The 3,384-nt window shown below is 27.2% G+C and carries 4 protein-coding genes; 3 read left to right on the plus strand and 1 reads right to left on the minus strand.

Going from position 1 to position 3,384, the window contains the following annotated elements; translation table 11 throughout:
* Positions 1-693 (minus strand): DUF5685 family protein (locus H9660_RS15910; RefSeq protein ID WP_191751349.1); only part of this gene is annotated, 693 nt, incomplete at its 3' end.
* A gap of 169 nt (positions 694-862) precedes the next feature.
* Here H9660_RS15910 and H9660_RS15915 point away from each other — a divergent pair.
* The 3 genes from H9660_RS15915 to H9660_RS15925 all read left to right on the plus strand — a co-directional run.
* The gene (locus H9660_RS15915) at positions 863-1,741 is read left to right on the plus strand and encodes a polysaccharide deacetylase family protein (protein WP_191751350.1); all 879 of its coding nucleotides are present in this window, start codon (positions 863-865) and stop codon (positions 1,739-1,741) included.
* A 241-nt stretch (positions 1,742-1,982) separates the two neighbouring features.
* Positions 1,983-3,077 carry a BMP family lipoprotein gene (locus tag H9660_RS15920; RefSeq protein ID WP_191751351.1) on the plus strand — a complete coding sequence of 365 codons (1,095 nt, stop codon included), beginning with the start codon at positions 1,983-1,985 and terminating at the stop codon, positions 3,075-3,077.
* A 134-nt stretch (positions 3,078-3,211) separates the two neighbouring features.
* Positions 3,212-3,384, plus strand: a 173-nt coding sequence (locus H9660_RS15925) for an ATP-binding cassette domain-containing protein (RefSeq protein ID WP_191751352.1), incomplete at its 3' end; no start/stop codon positions are given.

A 3,384-nucleotide genomic window follows, 5' to 3' on the forward strand; every position in this document is an offset into this window, starting at 1 on the left:
TTTATTATCTTCATTATATAAAAAATTAATTGGATTAAACTTATTTTCATTCATATCTTTTTTTAGATCATCAAAAGCATCAATTAAATAAATCCATTTTCCTAAAGTATATCCTAAACTATATAAGTTATTTCTTAGTTCATTATTATCATTAACCAATTCATTAGGATAACATTTTAGTATATTACCAACTATATCACTAAATGGATGACAGATTTCATCTATAGAAGAGAAATTTTTAGTATTTTCATATTCTCTTAGTGTTTTTAAATTATTTTTAATAATAGTGTTAATTTCATCAATGGATTTAGAAATTTTCTTTTGATAAGGGTATAAAACTTTTTCAAGAATCTTACTTTTAATATTATTATCATCTTCGATATCATCTTTAATTTTATGATAATAAAGTGTCAAATTCATTGCAGCTGCATATGTTAATGCATCATTATTAATAACAACTGGCTTTTTTTCCTTTGGATGAACTATGCAACGATTAAGTTCAAAATTGGGTTCCTTAATTGATAAAGAGTCTAAAAGTACAGCTAAAAAAGTCATATCATAGTTTAAAACCATTCTAGGTAAATTACCTGCAGTGTTTTTTATATGTAAACATAATCCGCAGTAATAACTTCTAAATTTGGTAAAGTCCTTAACTTTAAGCTCAGCTTTTAGAGGAGTTACATAACCAAACAATAAAAACACTCCTTAATATTAGTTTAGGTTAATTATACAAAAATAAAATGTCATTAACAATAATTTAAGAAAAATTTAGAAAATATTAAAAAAATAGAAACAAGCGAAACGTATTGACAAAAAAAGTAACAGAATATATATTTTGTATATATTGGTTAGGGGGATATATATGAAGAGAAAATTTATACTAATGTTATTAATAATAGTTGCTGGATTAATTATTTTTGATAAGGGGTATTTATATAATAATGATTTTGGAAAAAATAATATGGTTCAGGTTAGTGGTAATAAAGGAACAGTAGAAAATGAATATAAAAATATTGAAGAAAATAAAGAGGTGCTAGAAGATAATAGTGATGATAAATATGAGATATTAAATATAAATGATGTTAAAATACCCATATTAATGTATCATTCAATTTCAGATATGGATTCTAATAATAGTTTATTAGTACCTATAAGTCAATTTGAGGATCAAATTAAATGGCTTAAAGAAAATGAATTTACACCAATGCTATTAGATGATGTTTTAGAAGCTTATACAACAGGTTATGTACCAAAGAAACCAGTTGCAATTACTTTTGATGATGGATATTCAGATAATTATACAGAGGCATATAGAATATTAAAAGAAAATAATATGAAGGCAACTTTTTTTATAATAACTGATAATACTGATAATGATGGATTTTATATGAATTCATCTATGCTAAATGAAATGAAAAAATCAGGAATGGGAATTGAAAATCATACTTCTAGACATGTTGAATTTACAAGTCTTTCAAGGGAAGATAAATTAAATATAATAAAAGAAGGTAGAGATAAATTAAAAGAAAAAGTTGGTGTAGATAGTAATTATGTTTGTTATCCGGTTGGCAAATATGATGAAGAAACAATAGAGGTAGAAAAAGAACTAGGTATTAAAGCAGCAGTTACAACGGAGTATGGAATTTCTAGTCTAAATGATGGATTATATTCTTTAAAGAGAGTTAGGATTTTTCCTATGAGTATAGAGTCCTTTAAGGAGATATTTAAAGAATTTTTATGATTAAAGTATAGTCTGATTAAAAAATATAAATACTTTAAGTAAATCTGTATTAATATTTAAATATTTGATAAAAATAAAAATAATTTAATAAATACTGAAAATTTACAAAGTTACGAATTTTACAAAGTCGATTAAGGTCGAAAAACTATTTTATTTGTTGAAATTGCGAATGATATATTGTATAATCACTTTGAAAGTTCGAAAGACAACTTTTATTGAACTAATGATAAGGAGGATATGTATGAAGAAAAAAGTAATAGCTTTAGCATTATCTGCTTTAATAGCTACAGGACTAATTGGTTGTGGAGGCACATCAAGTACAGATGGAGACAAAAAGAAAGTCGGGATGGTAACTGATGCAGGAACCATAGACGATAAGTCATTTAATCAAGGAACTTGGGAAGGCTTATTAAAGGCAAAAGAAGATTTAAGTATTAATACTACTTATTTAAAGCCTACTGGAACTACAGAAGCAGAATATATGAAAGAAATAGGAAATCTTTATGATACAGGATATAAATTAATAGTAACTCCTGGATTCAAATTTGAAACTGCAATATTTAATTCTCAAGATAAATATAGTGATGCAAAATTTGTATTAATTGATGGTACGCCAAATAATGGAAAAACAGGTTCTGAGAGAATTGAAAAAGTAGGAGATAATACTGTTGCTATTTACTTTGCAGAGGAAGAGGCTGGATTCTTAGCTGGTGTTGCAACTGCTGTTGAATTAAAAGATGGGGATTTAGGATTTATTGGCGGTATGGAAATTCCTTCAGTTCAAAAATTTAATTGGGGATTTCAACAAGGAGTTAATTATGCTAATGAAAATTTAGGAACAAAAATGAGCATAAAACCTCAGAATGTTGTATATCAAGGATCCTTTGATAATGTAGCGGCAGGACAACAGTTAGCAGCTACTATGTATGATAATGGAGTTAAAGCTATATTCGTAGCAGCAGGTGGAGTTTGTGTTGGATCTATAAATGAAGCAAAAGCTAGAGTAGCAGCTGGGGAAGAAGCTTGGATAGTAGGAGTTGACGTTGATCAATATGCAGATGGTGTTTATGATCAAGCAAACAATAAATCAGTAATATTAACTTCAGCAATTAAGAAATTAGATACAGCAACTTTTGATGTTATAAAAGATGAATTAGAAGGAAATTTTCCAGGTGGAGAAACTTTAAAATTTAATGCTAAAAATGATGGTATCGGTATTCCAGAAAACAATCCAAATTTAAGTGCTGATACTATAACAAAAGTAGATGAAGTGTATAATAAAATAAAAAATGGGGAAATAGAAGTTAAGGCAGAACAAGGGGATTTAATTAAGTAATTTAGGCTTAATAAATAAAGGGAAAAGGCGGAAAACCGTCTTTTTCTTCTATAAAGATATAATTAGATTAATTTAACAAAAAAACATAATCAAGCCAATACATATATAAATAAAATAAGATAGGGAGGAAACTCATGAGTTATGTAGTAGAGATGCTTAATATTCGAAAAGAATTTCCGGGTATTGTAGCAAATGATAATGTTACTTTACAACTTAAAAAGGGAGAAATTCATGCTCTTTTAGGAGAAAATGGAGCAGGTAAATCTACATTAATGGGAATGCTATTTGGAATGTATAGTCCAGATGG

The organism is Clostridium gallinarum (assembly GCF_014836325.1).
In the GTDB taxonomy this organism is placed as follows: domain Bacteria; phylum Bacillota; class Clostridia; order Clostridiales; family Clostridiaceae; genus Clostridium; species Clostridium gallinarum.